Annotated in this window: 12 protein-coding genes, 1 tRNA gene and 2 pseudogenes; 1 reads left to right on the top strand and 14 read right to left on the bottom strand. The window is 60.6% G+C overall.

Features of this window, described 5'->3' with window-relative positions; translation table 11 throughout:
• Positions 1 to 6: 6 nt before the first annotated feature.
• The 9 genes and pseudogenes from J3T92_RS03870 to J3T92_RS03835 form a co-directional block, all read right to left on the bottom strand.
• Positions 7 to 219 carry a hypothetical protein gene (locus J3T92_RS03870; RefSeq protein ID WP_267399813.1) on the bottom strand — a complete coding sequence of 71 codons (213 nt, stop codon included), beginning with the start codon at positions 217 to 219 and terminating at the stop codon, positions 7 to 9.
• A gap of 34 nt (positions 220 to 253) precedes the next feature.
• Positions 254 to 703, bottom strand: a pseudogene (locus tag J3T92_RS09520) (ABC transporter permease); the annotation flags it as partial.
• A 1-nt stretch (position 704) separates the two neighbouring features.
• A pseudogene (locus tag J3T92_RS03865) lies at positions 705 to 1,429 on the bottom strand (ABC transporter ATP-binding protein).
• Between the two features lie 117 nt (positions 1,430 to 1,546).
• A complete protein-coding gene (locus J3T92_RS03860) occupies positions 1,547 to 2,260 on the bottom strand; it encodes a TetR/AcrR family transcriptional regulator (protein WP_267399812.1) in 714 nt (237 codons plus the stop codon).
• Between the two features lie 127 nt (positions 2,261 to 2,387).
• On the bottom strand, positions 2,388 to 3,071 hold the full coding sequence (locus tag J3T92_RS03855) for an NUDIX hydrolase (RefSeq protein ID WP_267399811.1): 684 nt from the start codon (positions 3,069 to 3,071) through the stop codon (positions 2,388 to 2,390).
• Between the two features lie 35 nt (positions 3,072 to 3,106).
• The gene (locus J3T92_RS03850; RefSeq protein ID WP_267399809.1) at positions 3,107 to 4,024 is read right to left on the bottom strand and encodes a Nif3-like dinuclear metal center hexameric protein; all 918 of its coding nucleotides are present in this window, start codon (positions 4,022 to 4,024) and stop codon (positions 3,107 to 3,109) included.
• 53 nt (positions 4,025 to 4,077) lie between these two features.
• On the bottom strand, positions 4,078 to 6,972 hold the full coding sequence (gene polA, locus J3T92_RS03845) for a DNA polymerase I (RefSeq protein WP_267399807.1): 2,895 nt from the start codon (positions 6,970 to 6,972) through the stop codon (positions 4,078 to 4,080).
• Positions 6,973 to 6,979: 7 nt separating this feature from the next.
• Positions 6,980 to 7,627 carry an ANTAR domain-containing response regulator gene (locus J3T92_RS03840; protein ID WP_015021953.1) on the bottom strand — a complete coding sequence of 216 codons (648 nt, stop codon included), beginning with the start codon at positions 7,625 to 7,627 and terminating at the stop codon, positions 6,980 to 6,982.
• Between the two features lie 50 nt (positions 7,628 to 7,677).
• Positions 7,678 to 7,751, bottom strand: a tRNA-Leu gene (locus J3T92_RS03835).
• A 121-nt stretch (positions 7,752 to 7,872) separates the two neighbouring features.
• Here J3T92_RS03835 and J3T92_RS03830 point away from each other — a divergent pair.
• On the top strand, positions 7,873 to 8,466 hold the full coding sequence (locus J3T92_RS03830; RefSeq protein ID WP_024627356.1) for an NUDIX domain-containing protein: 594 nt from the start codon (positions 7,873 to 7,875) through the stop codon (positions 8,464 to 8,466).
• Positions 8,467 to 8,614: 148 nt separating this feature from the next.
• Here the strand turns inward: J3T92_RS03830 and pyk are convergent, their stop codons facing one another.
• The 5 genes from pyk to rpsA all read right to left on the bottom strand — a co-directional run bounded on the left by pyk (position 8,615) and on the right by rpsA (position 15,696).
• Positions 8,615 to 10,057, bottom strand: a complete 1,443-nt coding sequence (gene pyk / locus J3T92_RS03825) for a pyruvate kinase (protein ID WP_267399805.1) — start codon at positions 10,055 to 10,057, stop codon at positions 8,615 to 8,617.
• Positions 10,058 to 10,171: 114 nt separating this feature from the next.
• Positions 10,172 to 11,170: a TerC family protein gene (locus J3T92_RS03820; protein WP_267399804.1), complete on the bottom strand. Its 999-nt coding sequence runs from the start codon at positions 11,168 to 11,170 to the stop codon at positions 10,172 to 10,174.
• A gap of 141 nt (positions 11,171 to 11,311) precedes the next feature.
• Positions 11,312 to 13,423, bottom strand: coding sequence for an excinuclease ABC subunit UvrB (uvrB, locus tag J3T92_RS03815; RefSeq protein ID WP_024627353.1), 2,112 nt, complete (start codon positions 13,421 to 13,423; stop codon positions 11,312 to 11,314).
• 39 nt (positions 13,424 to 13,462) lie between these two features.
• A complete protein-coding gene (gene coaE, locus J3T92_RS03810; RefSeq protein WP_267399803.1) occupies positions 13,463 to 14,110 on the bottom strand; it encodes a dephospho-CoA kinase in 648 nt (215 codons plus the stop codon).
• An 80-nt stretch (positions 14,111 to 14,190) separates the two neighbouring features.
• Complete coding sequence (gene rpsA / locus J3T92_RS03805) at positions 14,191 to 15,696, bottom strand: 30S ribosomal protein S1 (RefSeq protein WP_267399802.1); 1,506 nt, start codon at positions 15,694 to 15,696, stop codon at positions 14,191 to 14,193.
• Positions 15,697 to 15,767: the final 71 nt, after the last annotated feature.

Below are 15,767 nucleotides of genomic sequence, written 5' to 3'. Positions count from 1 at the left end.
CGTCGATCAGGGCAGTTCGATCTTCATGAGGGTCCGGTGAAGCAGCCACCAGGCCGGCAGGGAGGCCAGAAAGATAATCAGAAGCAGCAGAGCAGACAGTGGCGGGGAGAGGGAGAGCAGGTTGCCCACTACAGCGTCCAGCAGAAGCAGGACTGCGAACATGATGGGCAGCGAGCGCTTCCAGAAGCCTATAGAAAGGGCGATGCCAACCAACCCCACCAGGTCCGGCAAGGCTGGTAACCAGCATGAGGAGAACCTGTCCAAGCAGACTGCCTGACGAGCCCGTTCCAAGCGAACCCACAAGACGGTCGATCAGCAAGATGACAGTCAGGGTGATGGCCGTCCCAACCAAGTAGGAGAGCGCCGTAAAGAGGCCGACGAAAACCAGCTTAGACAACAGGATTCGACCTCGCGATATCGGGCATGAGAGGGTGAGCGCCAGGTTCCTCCACGTATAGGGCTCAATGAAGACCAGGTTGCAGAGGGCAGCAGCCACCAGGGAGAAGCCCACCAGAAGGATGACCATGGCCATCTGCAGCACGAAGGCCAGACTGGACAGCCGAGGGTCTGACCGGCCGCTTGTGTGGCCAATGGCCAGGAACATGCCTCCGATGGCCAAGGCTGCGGCCACTACTGCCAGCCCTCCGAAGATGCAGGGCCATAGCCTGGTCTTTTTCAGCTCTAATTTCAGCAGCGTCTTCATATCAGCCCTCCATGGCCTTGACCAGGGTTCGCTCGGCGACCTCCTGGCCTTGATTGAGCAGTTCCGGCACGCTGGCCTGTAGGCTGATTCTGCCGTCCGCCACGACCATTACGCGGTCGGCCGTGCGCAACACCTCGGAGAGAATGTGGCTGGAAAAGAGGATTGCACTCCCCTGGGCTGCCAGGCTTCGCAGGCTGTCTCGCAGCTGTTCGATGGCCACAGGGTCCAGTCCGTTCAGCGGCTCGTCCAGTAGGTAAAGGTCAGGATGATGGCCCATGCACCTGGCCAGGACCAACCTCTGCCTCATACCCATGGAATACCTGCCGACAGGAGTAGTTGAATCGGCGGCCAATCCGACCTTCTCCAAAAGATGGCTGATCCCGGTAGGCTTGGCATCCCTATGCTCCCGGTCTGCCAATGCCAGGTAGGTCAGATCAATTTCAAGATTCTCCCTAGCGCTGAGGGACTCATAAAAGACCGGCTCGTTGATGGACGCTCCCATTCTGGCCAGATTGCCCGGATAGTCTTCGCGGAGAGGCCTCCCTAGAAAACAGACTCTGCCGCCGACAGGCCTCCGGTCAGGATCTTCAACAGCGTGGACTTGCCAGCCCCGTTGGCACCCAGCAAGCCCAGAATCTCGCCCTGCTCCAGGGTCAAATCCAGTCCGGACAGCACCTCCCTGCCTTCAAATACTTGGACAATACCGTCCGCCTTCAGCACCTGCATAAAACTCCCTTCAAAAATACCGATGGTATGTTTGGTGGAAACAAAAACCATTCCTCGGTGAGCGCCCGAATCTTGCTAGTAGCCGGAGCCCTCTTGGCCTTAAGAAATCTATCGGCTCTAAGAGACCCCTTGATCCTGATTCTTGTCAGATTCCTCTTGCGTGGACTCCCCGCTGGTGGCAGTCAAAGGATTGCTCTTCAGATGTGCGTGCAGGTGCACGGCCGCGCGAATAACCCGATCATCGACGACAGGCGCCCCTATTCCCTTGAGCATATCCGCCAACAGGGTGAACTTGGAGACCACCTGGTCCCGGGTCATGGTCGAGAATCGAATCCCTATCCACATGTTGAGCAGGATGTAGAGCACCTGGGCCAGATCCTCGGGATTGCATGGGGCGATGGAGCCGTCCTCCACACCTTCGCGGACATCAGGGGTGATCACGTCCACAATCCTGTCCATGGATTTCAGATACATCTCCCCTACCATGAGGGGGCTCTTCAGCAGGGTTCTGGCGGAGAAGGTGACATCCAGACGCGAGTATGCCGATAAGGAGGCAATCAGCTCGTTGCGCAGCTTCTCCAACCCGGTCTCGCCAGGCCAGTCCCCCAGCCAGTCTCCCTGGGATGAGGACGAGGCCATACGCTCGGTGACCGCGTGGAAAATAGCCGTCTTGGATGGGAAATGGTAGTAGACCGCTCCCTTGGTCATGCCACCCAGGCCGTCGACGATGTCCTGGATGCTGGTTCCGTCGTAACCCTTTTCCAGGAAGAGCCACTGAGCTACATCAAGGATCTGATTGCGATGTCCTTCAGGATCCTTCGGCGTGCCCATGCAGTGCTCCTCTCCCTGTCAGCGCAACAATGCCTGATCATTCTGACATGACCATCTTTTCTGACAAGAAGATATCATACCACCGGTATGTTCTGCTTGCGCAATTACGAGCGTTGAAGCCTAGACATTAATCCTTTTGCAGGCGACGGATGGCTTCATGCTGAATGGCCACCACCGCCTTGGCATCGGCGACTCCCGCTGCACAAAGCTCCTGCCAGGAGACCCAGGCCGACTGGATATGCTCGCCCGGGTCGAAGTCGGTGGATCCTTGATGCCAGCGACGCAGATGCAGGACCACGATGTGGCCGAGCTCGTCGCTCATACCCAGGGAGGAGTAGACATCGGGAGCAGCATCAATCCAACCGTCCTCCGGATCCAGATGGCTTTCTGAGCCCGTCGCACCCTCAGGTCCGGGCACCAGACCGGTCTCCTCACGCAGCTCGCGCAGGACGGCCTTGACGGGGCTCTCCCCCGGGTCGATGAAGCCGGCCGGCAGGCCGAAGACATAGGCCTGGGCACCCACCCGGTACTCGCGGGTCAGCAGATAGGCATCGGCAGCGCAGTCGTGTACCAGGATGACCACACAGGGGTCATGACGGATGAGCTGCCGGTCGATGGTTTCCTTGGAACCGTCACGCCGGAACATGGCCACCCGCTGCTGGTCGATAACGAATATCGGGCCGCGAAAGACCTCCCTGTCATCCATCAGCTTGGGAGCGCGGGTCATATCGATACCCTTGGGTCCCTGACCATCGCGGCCATCCAGTTTGGCGGCCAATCGTGCCTGCAGATCCTGCGCTTCATCGCTCATGAAATCACTCCTCCTCAACCATCAATCCTCAGCCGTCAACGCACCACCATGGTCCAGGGATCGGTGACGATGGACGAAACCTCCACCTGCGGGCGAACACCGGTGACCGTCTTCAGGGCCCTGGCAATGTCTCCCTTGGCGTAGCGGAACCAGAGGCTCTCAATGGCCGAGTGTGGGGTGTTGATCAGCATGGGTCTGGGCTGATTGGGCCGACCGGCCATCCTGGCCTCATAGAGGGCCTGTTGGTAGGCGTCCGTGGCAGGGTGATGGCGCAAATCGCTGGTCATGTAGACATCAGCCCCCGTGGATCGAACCAAGTCGAACTCGGAATCCCCCGAGCCGGGCAGCAGGGCGACTGTAGAGACCATGGCCAGGGACGGACCGACCGCCTGAACACCCAGAGCCGTCTTTGGCAAAAGGCCCGCCACGGTATGGACCAAATCCTCAAATGGGGTGGGCTTAGGAAGCCGTCCCCAACGACCCAGACCCACCTGGATCCCCTGATCGGCGTGCAAATCGCGGTTTGAGACCAATTGAGGAGCCAGCGGTCTCGCCTCCTGCAGGTCCAGGGCATCGGCAGCCGCCTGAGCCACACCACGGTAGGCGGCATCAGCGTTGGTATGCCCCACCCAGAGCCCACAGTGACCCTCAACCAGTCTGGTTATCATATCCCCGCGGAAGTCCAGGCCGGAAACCTGGTGGACCGATCTGAAGAAGAGCGGATGGTGGGTGATCAGCAGGTCGGCCTTGTGGTCCAGAGCCTCCTGAACCACATCAGGCCGAGGGTCCACAGCACACCAGATCCGTCTGACTGGCCAGGACGGATCCCCCGCCACCAAACCCGGATGGTCCCAGTCTTCCGCGTAGTCCAGAGGGTAGAGCCCCTCCAGCAGATCCACCACCTGGCCCAGGGGCGCCGAAGGCCTCTGGGCCTCATCCTGTTCATCAGGCATGACGATCCCTCCTTGGATCCTACTGGGCTGGTCCCAGGCCACTCCATGTCGGATCAGTGAGCAGCCAGCTCCCAGTCCTGGCCGATACCGGTGGATACATCCAGAGGTACGGCCAATTCAACGGCATGTTCCATGGAGTCCTTGACCAGCTTGGTGGCCTTTTCGGTCTCGCCGGGAGCGATCTCCACCAGCAATTCATCGTGGATCTGCAGGGAGATGCGACTCTTCAGCCCCTGATCGGACAAGGCACGGCTGGCCTTGATCATGGCGATCTTCATAATGTCGGCAGCCGACCCCTGGATGGGCGCATTCAAGGCGGCCCTCTCGGAGGCCTCGCGGGTGGGACGGCGCTTGGAGCGCAGTCCGGGGAAATAGCGCCGCCGCCCGAACATGGTCTCGGTGTAGCCCTTCTCCCGGGCATCGGCCACCAGGGACTCCAGGTACTCATGAACCTTGCCAAAGGTGGCGAAGTACTTGGCACGCAGCACGTCAGCCGCAGCCGGGCTGATCTTAAGCTGCTGGGCCAGGCCATAGGTGCTCAGTCCATAGGCCAGCCCGTAGCTCATGGCCTTCACGTGGGAGCGCTGGTCTCCGGTGACCTCCTCCATGGGGATGTCATAGACCAGGCTGGCCACATACCGATGAAAGTCAGCGCCAGACTTGAAGGCGTCAATCAGGGCCTGATCCCCGGAAAGGTGGGCCATGATCCGCAGCTCCACCTGGGAGTAGTCCGAAGAGAGCAAGGCCTCGTATCCGTTGCCTGGCACGAAGGCCGAACGGATCTCACGGCCCCGGGCATCCCGGTTGGGGATGTTCTGCAGGTTCGGATCCACCGAGCTCAGCCGTCCGGTGGCCGCCACAGTCTGCTCGTAGGTGGTGTGCAGCCGTCCATCCCGGGGATTGACCGCCTCGCGCAGGGTCTGCACGATCTGCTTGAGCTTGTTGGTCTCCCTGTGCTTGAGCAGGGCCCCCAGGAAGTCGTTGGCACGCTCGTTGTTGACCGACTTGATATAGAGGTCCTGCAGGACCGAGACGTTGGTCGAATAGGAGCCTGTCTTGGTCCTGTGGGTGGGCACCAGGCCCATGTCGTCGAAGAGCACCTTGCTCAGCTGCTTGGGGCTCTGCAGGTTGACACGGCTGCCGGCCCTATCCCAGGCGATTTCCTGGGCCTGGCGGGCCTCGGCGGCGAACCGGTCGTGCATCTCCTTCAGGCGGGCATCGTCCACCTTGGCGCCCTCGGTCTCCATCTGCGCCAGGACTGCGGAGGTGGGCAGCTCTATGGTGCGCAGCAGGCCATATTGGTGACGCTCGTCCATCAACTCCTGCAGACGCTCGGAAACCATCATGACGTACTGAGCCTGGCGAAGAATCCGGGTCCCCCGCCGACGTTCGTCCTCGTCCTCTCGCCCGTCCAGAGCCAGGGCCCCCTGGGTGGCCTCAGGTTCCTCCTCCACGGGAATGGCCAGGAAATGGGCGACGGCCTGCTCGAGGTTGTCGGCGTGAAAATCGGGCTCAGCCAGGTAGCCTGCCAGCTTAGTGTCGAACAGAGGCAGCGGCATGTGCAACCCCTGACTCTCCAAGAGGTGCAAGTGTTCCTTGTAACCATGAACCACGCAGGTACCGATCCGCTGGTCGATCAGCTCCTGGATGGCCCCAAGCATATCTTCGTCTATGTCTTCTGCCATGAGGACCAGGCCGTGCCCGTCCATGGAGAGAATGGCCAGCTCCTCCAGACCATAGTCGCCATGCTTGGCCCAGCCGATGGCGTGGAGAACCCAGTGCTCCTTCATGGCCTCGCTGCAGCGCATGGCATTCTGGTCGGAGTCGCCGATGTCCTTGATTTTGTCCAAGGAATCGGCCATGGCCTTGACATGGTCCGCCGAGCGCCGGCAAAGGGCCTTGTCCGGCAGATGCTTCTCGCACCAGTCCCGCAACTGGTCTGCAGACTCCACCTTATCGCGCTCGGGCTGGACGAACTCCTCCTGCTTGTTGCTGACATCGACCAGTGCCGAGGCTGGAGAGTAATCGTAATCGGCTACCGTATTGAAGCCCCGCAAAATCTTTTTGCGGGTTTGGGGGCCGAACTGCAATTGCTCGAAGATGGGCAGAACCTGATCCGTGTGGATGGTGCCGAAACGCAGATCCTCCACCTTCACACCCAAGTCCAGGTCGCGCACCAAGGCGTTGACCTTCCGGTTGAGCCGCACCTGGTCGGCGTTCTCAGCCAAAGCCTGACCCTTCTTGCCGCCGATCTCGTCGGCATGCTCCAGAATGGAATCCAACGATCCGTACTTGTTGATCCACTTGGCCGCATAACCGTCGCCCACACCCGGCACGCCGGGGATGTTGTCGGCTCCCTCCCCGCGCATGGCGGCCAGATCGGGATACTGCTCCGGGGTCACCTTGTAGCGATCCATAATGGCCTGCGGGGTCATGTGCTTGAGGTTCTTGAAGTGGTGGCCGGGGTAGAGCACGGTGATGTCGTCGTCCACCAGCTGGAAGGCGTCCCTGTCGCCCGACAGGACCAGGGTCTTGAATCCGGCCTGTTCCCCCATGGTGGCCAGCGTGCCGATGATGTCATCGCCTTCGTAGCCGGGCTTTTCGATATAGGTGATGCCCAGTCCCTTGAGCAGGTCCTGGATCAGCGGCAGCTGGCTCAGCAGTTCCTTTGGGGCGGCCTCACGGGTGCCCTTGTACTGGGGCAGCATGGCATTGCGGAAGGTGCCGCCCTTGACATCAAAGGCCACGCCCATGTGGGTGGGCTTCTCCTTGGCCATGACATCCGCCAGCATGGTGGCAAAGCCCCATACCGCGTTGGTGGGCTGCCCTGTCGAAGTGGTGAAACTCTCGACGGGAAGAGCATAGAAGGCCCGGAAGGCCAGCGAATGTCCATCGACGACCAGCAGGATGCGGCCGTCCTTGTCCTGCTTCTTCGTCTGGTCTTCCATAGGAGGGCTAACGGTCGTTCTGGTTGGCCACGTTGTTGATGACCACGTCGGCCACCTCCTGCATGGTCAGCCTGCGGTCCATGGAGGTCTTCTGGATCCAGCGGAAGGCCTCGGACTCGGTCATGCCCATGCTCTCCATGAGCAGACCCTTGGCCCGATCCACCCGCTTGCGAGCTTCGAAACGGGCCTTCATGTCGGTGACCTCGTCCTTCAGGGCGTTGATCTGGTCAAAGCGTGAGATGGCCACCTCAAGGGCCGGCAGCAGCTTTTCCGGAGCGAAGGGCTTGACCACGTAGGCCATGGCTCCAGCATCAGCCGCCTTCTCGACCAGGCTTTGCTGGGAGAATGCCGTCAGCATAACCACAGGGGCCAGGTTCTCCTTGCCGATCTCAGTGGCGGCGGTAATGCCGTCCGTGCCGGGCATCTTCACGTCCATCACGACTACATCGGGCCTCAGCTCGCGGGTCAGATCAATGGCCTCCTGGCCGCTGGCCGCCTGACCGACCACGTCATAGCCGGCATCCTCGAGAGCTTCGACGGTATCGAGCCTGATCAAAGCCTCGTCCTCCGCCACAACCACGGTCCGCCCTTCGGGGGAATCGCTGCGGTTCTTACTCTCTGAAGCCACTTTCAACCTCGTTTCCTGAAAGTCCATCCGCGCTTCAGCGAAAACCGATGAGAGACGGATGGGGGTTCGCTTTATCGTGCCCCCGGTGAGACTCGAACTCACACTGCACGGATTTTGAGGCCGTTTCCTCTACCAATTGGGATACGGGGGCTTTTCATCACCACAGAGAATCTACCATACTTTGGCGACGACGCAAGGTTATTCGTGTTGATTCTGCCTTAGAATGAAGACAGTTATGTATTCAGGCACATCAGCAGTCGAAGGAGAGCATGATGACCACTCAGATCTATCGACGGTTCGATCCTTGGCGCACCTCCCCCGTCCAGGAGAAGGCCCGCAAGCAGATTATGGACAGCCACTACTTCAGCGTCGACAGAGTCACCTTTGAATCCAGCGACAATCAGACCTTCGATCGCAGCATCGTCAGCGAGAAGCATGGAGACACCATCGCCGTCCTGGCCATCACCGACGACGGACGGATACCCCTGGTCGAGCAGTACCGTCTGCCCACCCACCGTTGGACCCTTGAGCTGCCGGCAGGGCATCCACTCAATGACAAGGAAGCCCCCATCGATGTGGCCACCAGGCGGTTGCGCGAGGAGGCCGGATACAAGGCTGCCTCCTTCAACCAATTCGCGAGGTTCATCAACACCCCCAGCTTCTCCACCCAGCACACCACACTCTTCTATGCCGAGGGCCTGACCCCGGTCCAACCGGCTAGCCTGGCACCAGAGACCCCCCACCAGAATGTGCGACTCTTCACTGTGGATGAGGCCTATGACATGGTGATTGCAGGAACCATACTGGACGCCAAAACCACCATCGCCATCCTGCGGGCCAAAATCGGACTGTCTGACCTGCACTGACACAGACACCCTCACACAAAGAACCGGTGGCCTTTCCCCCTACATTGATATGGGGAAAAGACCACCGGTTCACTGCTTCATCAGCATCTTGGAGATCTGAGGATCCACCTGACTGACTTAATCGACAGTCAGGTGGCACATCAGAGCATCACTCGTTGGAGCCCACGGTGTGGACGTAGATGCAGTCGGTGTTACCTGGCTCATGCTCGCCCTGGGCGCAGCTAAGCACCACCAGGCAGTCGCCGTCGGAGACCTTGCCCTGCTTCTTCAGGATGGAGTCCACGAAGTTCATCAGGTCTGCGCGAGTGAAGTCATGGTAGTCCTGCCCGCAGAGGAACGCCTCGGTACCCCAGCTCAAGGCCAGCCAATGATAGGTGTGCTCATTGGTGGTCAATGCATAGATGGGGGCAGCCGGACGCTCGCGAGAGATCCGGTGCACGGTGTTGCCCGTCTGAGTGAAGGCCACGATGGCCTTGGCATTGATCTTGTCGGCCAGATCCACAGCGGCGGAAGAGACGGCACCCGAGTTGGACATGTCCAGGTTGTGCATGGTCGGGATGCGGTCGAAGCCGTGGGTAGTGGCGTAGTCGGAGATCCGGGCCATGGTGGAGACCGTGGTGTCGGGGTATTCGCCCACGGCGGTCTCGTTGGAGGTCATGGTGGCATCGGCACCGTCAAGAACGGCGTTGGCGCAGTCGGAGGCCTCGGCGCGGCTGGGGATGGGCGAATGGACCATGGAGCCCAGGACCTCAGTGGCGACGATGACCGGCTTGGCGTACTGACGGGCCAGCTCGATGCAGCGCTTGGTCACCAGGGGGACCTGCTCGAAGGGCATCTCCACAGCCATATCACCGCGGGCCACCATGATGCCGTCGAAGGCCTTGACGATCTCCTCCAGGTTCTCAACAGCCTGGGGCTTCTCAATCTTGGCGACGATGGGGATGCGGCGACCCTCCTCGTCCATGATCTCATGGGCACGGTCGATGTCGGTGGCGAAACGGACGAAGGACATGGCGATAATGTCAGCGCCAGTGCGGATGCCCCAACGCAGGTCCTCCTCGTCCTTGGGGGTCAGCGCCGGCAGACTCACAGCCACACCAGGCAGGTTGATACCCTTGTGGGAGGAGACAGGACCGGCCACGACCACCTTGGTATAGACCTGGTTGCCCTCGACCTTGGTGACCTCCAGGCGGACCTTGCCGTCGTCGATCAGGATGGGATCGCCGGGGTGGCAGTCCCCGGGCAGACCCTTGAAGGTGGTGGAGGTCATGTGTTCGTCACCCTCGACATCGTCGGTGGTGATGATGAACTCCTGACCCTCCTTGAGGTTGACCTTGTCTTCGCCCTGCTCGTTCTTCTTGAACCAGCCGCAACGAATCTTGGGACCCTGCAGATCGACCAGGGCCGCCACATTTCGTCCAGTCTCCTTGCTGGCCTGACGGACGTTGTTGTAAACCTTGAGGTGATCTTCGGGGGTGCCGTGTGACCGGTTGAGTCTGGCTACATCCATACCGGCCTTGACCAGCTTGGTGATGTTCTCCAGAGACTCCGAAGCCGGCCCGATGGTGTCGACGATCTTGGCTTTGCGCATATGCTACCTGCCTGTTCTTTTTCCTGTTTACCGTTCTATTGTACAGACTCAGCCTGATGGGAACCACTATTTTCCGTTAGCGCTAACATCCCTTGTGGTTCAAGGGATCGCTTATTACTTTTCTCTCTGCGAGTCTGTTTCAAGGGACTGACGACGACTCTTGAGTATCGAAGCCAGAGCGGCGATGCCTACGGCCAGGACAATGACCAGCAGGGACGCCCAGGTCGGTATATCCGGCACGGCTTCCAGGGGCTGCCCGCCATTGATGAAGGGCAGCGTGTTGCCGTGCAGAGCCTCCATGATCAGCTTGACCCCGATGAAGGCCAGGACCACAGCCAGCCCTAGGGGCAGATACTCCAGCTTATCCAGCAGGGATCCCAGCAAGAAGTAGAGCTGCTGAAGGCCCAGTAGGGCGAAGACATTGGAGGTGAAGACGATGAAGGGATCCTTGGTCAGTCCGAAGATGGCCGGAATGGAGTCAAAGGCGAACATGACATCAGTGGTGCCGATGGCCAGGAAGACCACCAGCATGGGCGTGAAGTAGCGCTTGCCCTCGAAGGTGGTCCGCAGGTGCTCACCGTCGTAGTGGCTGGTGATGGGAATGACCCGGCGCAGGACCCTGATCAGCCCATTCTCGTGGTACTCCTCCTGCTTGCCTCGGCTGGAGACCATGTTCCAGGCGGTGTAAAGCAGGAAGAAGCCGAAAATGAAGAAGACCCAGGTAAAGCGGGTGATCAGCGCCGTTCCGGCCAGGATGAAGACACCGCGCAGCAGCAGGGCGATGGTGATGCCGACGCTGAGCACATAGCGCTGAAGCCGCAGGGGCACAGCGAAATTGCCCATGATGATGACGAAGACGAAGAGGTTGTCGATGCTGAGCGAGTACTCGGTCAACCAGCCCGAGTAGAATTCGATGGCCGGCTTGGAACCGGCCACCTTCCAGATCAAAGCACCAAAAATCAGGGCCATAACCACGAAGAAGCCGATGTGCCTCACGCATTCGCCGGTCGAAGGAACGTGCGGCCGACGCCCGATCACCAACAGATCGACCACGAAGAAGATGGCCAGCACAACCAGGCTCACAACCATGAACGGCAGAGGTGTCTCAGACATATCACCTGATTTTAGCGGCAAGATATGACGTGCTCATCGCCCCCGTCTGCCCGTCAGAGCATTCTCGCAGGCAGCGGTCTGCAGGTTGGGCCTGAGATGCTCTTGCCTCCGCATCACAGGCCAAACCTACTTTTGGCCTACTTACTTTTTGGCCTCGGTCATCTGCCGCAGCTCTTTCTTCAGATCCTTGATTTCGTCGCGCAGACGGGCTGCAAGCTCGAACTGCAGCTGTTGCGCAGCCGTGTGCATCTGGTCGCTCAGCTGACGGATCAGGTCGGCGAGGTCCTGAGCCGGCAGACCGGCCTGGAGGATCTCCTGATGCCGCTTGTCAGCCTCCTCCTTGTCATAAAGGGGCACGCCCAGGTGGGAGTTGCCAGCCTTGTTGGCGTTGCGGTAGCCGCCCGCCAGCAGGGTCTGGGTGTCCACATCCTCCTTGGCCAGCATGTCGTTGACGTCGCTGATCTTCTTGATCAGCGGCTTGGGGTCCACGCCGTGCTCCTTGTTGTAGGCGATCTGCTTGGCCCGGCGACGGTTGGTCTCGCTGATGGCCTTGTCCATGGAGTCGGTGACCTCGTCGGCATACATGATGACCTTGCCGGACACGTTCCTGGCCGCGCGGCCGATGGTCTGAATCAGGGACCGGTAGGAACGCAGGAAGCCCTCCTTGTCCGCATCCAGAATGGCCACCAGGGAGACCTCGGGCAGATCCAATCCCTCGCGCAGGAGGTTGATGCCTACGATGACATCGATCTTGCCCTCGCGCAGCTCCCGCAGGAGCTCCACGCGCCGCAGGGTGTCTACGTCAGAGTGCAGGTACTCGACTTTGATGTCGCGCTCCAGCAGGTAGTCGGTCAGGTCCTCGGCCATCTTCTTGGTCAGCGTGGTCACCAGAACCCGCTCGTGGCGATCCACCCGTGTCTTGATCTCATCCAGGAGGTCGTCCACTTGGCCCTTGACGGGCCTGACCTCCACCTCGGGATCCAGCAGGCCAGTGGGCCGGATGACCTGCTCCACCACCCCATCGGACAGGCCCATCTCATAGTCGCCCGGTGTTGCTGAAAGGTAGACGGTCTGGCCGACCTTGTCCAGGAACTCCGGCCACTTGAGCGGACGGTTGTCCATGGCCGAGGGCAGGCGGAAACCGTGTTCGACCAGGGTCCGCTTGCGGCTGGCATCCCCCTCGTACATGGCTCCGATCTGAGGAACGGTCACGTGGGATTCGTCGATGACCAGCAGGAAGTCGTCGGGGAAGAAGTCCAGCAGAGTGTGTGGCGGGGAGCCGGGTTCGCGACCGTCGAAGTGACGGGAGTAGTTCTCCACTCCCGAGCAGGTGCCGATCTGGGTGAGCATCTCCAGGTCGTAGGTAGTACGCATGGTCAGCCTCTGGGCCTCCAGCTCCTTGCCCTGCTTGCGCAGCTGGCCCACACGCCAGTCCAGCTCCTCCTTGATGGTCTTCAGGGCGCGCTCCATCCGTTCGGGACCGGCCACATAGTGGGAGGCAGGGAAGATGTGCACGGAGGTCTCGTGGGCTATCTCGTCCCCGGTCAGCGGGTGCAGGGTGGAGATGCGGTCGATCTCGTCACCGAAGAATTCGATGCGGACGGCCAGCTCCTCATAGACGGGGATGATCTCAACCGTGTCACCGCGCACGCGGAAGGTGCCTCGGGTGAAGGCGATGTCGTTGCGCTTGTACTGCATGTCCACGAACTTGCGCAACAGGTCGTCCCGATTGATCCGGTCCCCCTCGTGCAGGAAGAGCATGCGCCCGGCGTACTCCTCGGGCGTGCCCAAGCCGTAGATGCAGGAGACGGTGGCCACCACCACGCAGTCGCGCCTGGTCAGCAGATTGGCTGTGGCCGCGTGCCGGAGCCGCTCCACGTCGTCGTTGATGTTGGAGTCCTTCTCAATGTAGGTATCTGTTTGAGGGATGTAGGCCTCAGGCTGGTAGTAGTCGTAGTAGGAGACGAAGTAGGAGACCGCATTGTCGGGCATGAGCTCCCGGAACTCGGCGCAGAGCTGAGCGGCCAGGGTCTTGTTGGGTTCCAGAATCAGGGTGGGCCGCTGCAAGCGCTCGATCAGCCAGGCCGTGGTCGCGGTCTTGCCGGTGCCGGTGGCGCCCATGAGCACCACATCGTTCTCGCCATTCTCGATCCGGGTGGCCAGTTCCTCGATGGCCTCTGGCTGGTCGCCGGAGGGCTTATAGGGAGACTTGACCACGAAGGGCTTGTCGGTCCGCTCAATGTTGAACCCCATGAAACTCCCTTCCAGGATGCGTCATTCGCCTAAGGCTCCTCAGTCGCTGTGCAAGGACCCTTGGGCCAAGGTCTTTAGCTCTTCGTATATTCTATCAACAGACTCGAACATTTGTTCGATAGGCTGGGACCCGTCCACCAGCAGATCGGCCTGGGCGCGTCGCGAACTGCTGCTGGTCTGGGAACCGATGCGTCCAACAGCCTGGCTTTTGGTCATATGCCGCTGATTCACCATACGCGCAATCCTCACCTGGCTTGGGGTCTCCACCAACACGACCGTGTCGAAGTGAAAGGGAATGGCTGAGCCTACCTCGGTCAGCAGGGGCACCTCATGGACCACCACCTCGGAACCATCCAGCAAGGGCTGCTCGGCCTTGGCGGCCAGGTCATAGACCAGCGGATGGATGATGTTGTCCAGATCCCTGCGATCACGATCGGCCGTCGGCCCGCCGAAGACCCGTGCCGCCAGGGCTGACCTGTCCACTCCCCCACGGCCGTCCCCGCAGTCTGAGCCGAAACGCTCCAAAACCGGCCCCACGCCGGGCCCGCCCGGAGCAATGACCTCGTGGGAGAGCTGGTCGTAATCGATGACCTTGGCCCCGTCCTGAGCCAGCCGAGCCGCCACCGTGCTCTTGCCGGCCGCTATTCCGCCGGTCAATCCCACACGTATCATCCCGACCTCCCGCATACACCCTATGGATCTTATGGCAGCAGATACAAATGGAGGGGCCCGACCGAGGCCGGACCCCTCCATTCACCGCTTAATGCTCACTTCTTTTCCTTGAGCAGCTGCTCGCGCAGGGCGGCCAGTTGGTCGTCGGAAGCCAAGGTGCCCTCGGAGCTGGACTCCGAGCTGTAGTTGGTGGTCTCCTCGGAGTTCTGACGACGAGAGCGCGAACCGGAGGCGGGCGCCTGGGAGGACCGGCTGTCCTCGGCGGCCGAAGCCTCGGCGTTCTCCAGCTCCTTGGCCACGAAAGCCTTGTGCTGCTCCCAGAGGTCGTGGGCGGCCGCATACTGGGACTCCCACTCCTCCCGCTGCTTCTCGTAGCCGGCGATCCACTCGTTGCTCTCGGGGTCGAAGCCCTCGGGGTACTTGTAGTTGCCATCCTCGTCGTACTCGGCGGGCATGCCGTAGATGGCCGGATCGAAGTCCTCGGAGGTCGGATCGACGGAGTCGTCGGCCTGCTTGAGCGACAGGGAGATGCGGCGGCGATCCAGGTCGACGTCGATGACCTTGACGAAGATCTCCTCGCCCTGCTTGACCACGGTCTCGGGGTTCTCCACGTGGCGGTTGGCCAGCTCGGAGATGTGGACCAGGCCCTCGATGCCGTCCTCGACGGAGACGAAGACACCGAACTGCACGATCTTGGTGACCTTGCCCTTGACGATCTGTCCGGGCACGTGGGTCCGGGCGAAGCGCTGCCAAGGATCTTCCTGGGTGGCCTTGAGGGACAGCGAGATGCGCTCGCGGTCCATATCGACATCCAGCACCTCGACGGTGACCTTGTCGCCCACTTTGACGACCTCGCTGGGGTGATCGATGTGCTTCCAGGAAAGCTCGGAAACGTGGATCAGGCCGTCCACGCCACCCAGGTCGACGAAGGCGCCGAAGTTGACGATGGAGCTGACCGTACCCTCGCGGATCTGGCCCTTCTTGAGCTGGGCCATGAAGGTCTCGCGCACCTCGGACTGAGTCTCCTCCAGGTACTGGCGGCGGGAGAGGACCACGTTGTTGCGGTTCTTGTCCAGCTCCAGGATCTTGGCCTTGATCTTCTGCCCGATGTAGGGGGACAGGTCGCGCACGCGGCGCATCTCGACCAGGGATGCGGGCAGGAAGCCACGCAGGCCGATGTCGACGATGAGCCCGCCCTTGACGGCCTCGATGACGGTGCCCTCAACGACGCCGTCAGCCTCCTTGATCTTCTCGATGTCGCCCCAGGCGCGCTCGTACTGGGCACGCTTCTTGGACAGGATCAGGCGGCCTTCCTTGTCCTCCTTGGTGACGACCAAAGCCTCGATGGTGTCACCGACCTGGACCACATCGTCGGGATCGACATCCTTCTTGATGGAAAGCTCGCGGGAGGGAATCACGCCCTCGGTCTTGTAGCCGATGTCCAGCAGAACCTCGTCATGGTCGATCTTAACGACCGTCCCCTCGACCAGATCCCCATCGTCGAAGTTCTTGATGGTGGAATCGACTGCCTTGATGAAGTCTTCCTCGGACCCGATGTCATTGACCGCGACCTGGGGGACTTCCTTCTTGTTCTCTGCCATTAATTAAATTGTTTCTTGTATAGTTGATGGATATTTTTCCGTATTGAGTTATGCGTTCCCGCCGGCAGGCG

It is taken from the genome of Bifidobacterium sp. B4081, assembly GCF_026537335.1.
In the GTDB taxonomy this organism is placed as follows: Bacteria; Actinomycetota; Actinomycetes; order Actinomycetales; family Bifidobacteriaceae; genus Bombiscardovia.
The sequence above is the reverse complement of the archived record's forward strand: the minus strand, read 5'-3'. Positions and strand labels throughout refer to the sequence as shown.